Origin of the sequence: uncultured Kluyvera sp. (assembly GCF_902485085.1) — a bacterium.
GTDB classification, from domain to species: domain Bacteria; phylum Pseudomonadota; class Gammaproteobacteria; order Enterobacterales; family Enterobacteriaceae; genus Kluyvera; species Kluyvera ascorbata.
This window is the reverse complement of sequence record NZ_CABTJS010000147.1, coordinates 1-1,390: the sequence shown is the minus strand read 5'-3', so window position 1 is coordinate 1,390 and position 1,390 is coordinate 1. Positions and strand designations below refer to the sequence as shown.

The window sequence follows — 1,390 nt, the reverse complement described above, 5'->3', positions numbered from 1 at the left end:
AGCGGACATCCAAGAATTGATGAAAAGTACAACATCTTCAGGTAATAAATAAATTTCGCCGAAATAATGTAATTACCGACCCGAAGGCCGGTAATTGTTAACACTGATAACCTTTTACCACGCGTAAGCTTCAGGTGCCTCTCCGCCTGGCCCCGGCCAGATGGTATCCAGCCTTTTGAGCGTATCGTCTGAAAGAGACAGCGTCAGGGCATTGAGATTCTGACGGAGCTGTTCAACTGTACGCGGACCACTGAGCACGGTGCTAACCACCGGGTTCTGCAGTAGCCAGGCCAGCGCGACGTCTGATGGTGTTTCCCCCAGCTCATCACACAGTGTTTCCCAGGCCTCCAGTTGTGGCCGCAGGCGGTTGATTTGTGCCTGCAACTGCGGTGATGCCCGGCGGCCACCGGCAATTTTCTTCAGAACACCGCCCAGCATCCCCATCCCGACCGGGCTCCAGGGGATCAGGCCAATGCCGTAATGACGCAGCGCCGGAATGATTTCTAGCTCAATCGTGCGCTGGGTCAGATTGTACAGGCTCTGTTCCGATGCCAGCCCCAGCAGGTTGCGCGCGTCAGCCTTGCACTGTGCAGTGGCAATATCCCAGCCAGCAAAGTTACTGCTGCCAACGTAGCTGATTTTACCCTCACGGATCAGCTGTTCCATGGCCTGCCAGATCTCCTCCCAGGGCGTGTTCCGGTCGATATGGTGCATCTGATAGAGATCGATATGGTCCGTTTTCAGCCTTTTCAGGCTGGCCTCACAGGCCCGGCGGATATGGTAGGCAGACAGGTATTTGTCGTTCGGCCCCGTGTCCATCGGCTGGTAAACTTTCGTGGCCAGCACTATCCGGTCACGCTGACCACTACGCGCCAGCCAGTTACCGATGATTTCTTCGGATGTTCCGTAACCCTTTGCCATATCCGGTGACTGCGGCCCGCCATAGACGTCAGCGGTATCGAAAAAGTTGATACCTGCATCCACGGCTTCATCCATGATCCTGAAGCAGGCCGACTCATCCGTCAGCTCACCGAAATTCATGGTACCGAGACCGATGCGGCTCACCCGCAGACCGGTACGCCCCAGATGTTTGTAGTTCATGTCAAATGCTCCTTAACTGAACGTGTTATTGCAGATTTTTACGGAAAAAGTCTTTCAGCTTGTCAAAAGGGATGACGTCGGTACGGTCATACAGATCGACATGCCCTGCGTCCGGTACGACATACAGTTCTTTAGGCTGACCGGCGCGTTTGAAAGCGTCCTCGCTGAATTCTTTTGAGTGAGCCTGATCGCCGGTAATAAACAGCATCGGGCGCGGCGAGATGGTTTCAATATCGTTGAACGGATAGAAGTTCATAAACTTGCCAATACTGCTCAGCATCGGTTTCGT

The 1,390-nt window shown here is 53.8% G+C and carries 2 protein-coding genes; both read right to left on the bottom strand.

Annotated elements, in window-relative coordinates; all coding sequences use genetic code 11:
* Positions 1–114: 114 nt before the first annotated feature.
* Entirely contained in the window at positions 115–1,101 is a 987-nt protein-coding gene (locus RDN66_RS18380) for an aldo/keto reductase (RefSeq protein ID WP_202215948.1), read from the bottom strand.
* A 25-nt stretch (positions 1,102–1,126) separates the two neighbouring features.
* A partial coding sequence (locus tag RDN66_RS18375; protein ID WP_308538098.1) for an alpha/beta hydrolase occupies positions 1,127–1,390 on the bottom strand: 264 nt, incomplete at its 5' end.

What these genes read in the sequence shown, in the direction of transcription:
- RDN66_RS18380 (WP_202215948.1), bottom strand. Translation starts at nt 1,101, where the DNA reads ATGAACTACAAACATCTGGGGCGTACCGGTCTGCGGGTGAGCCGCATC.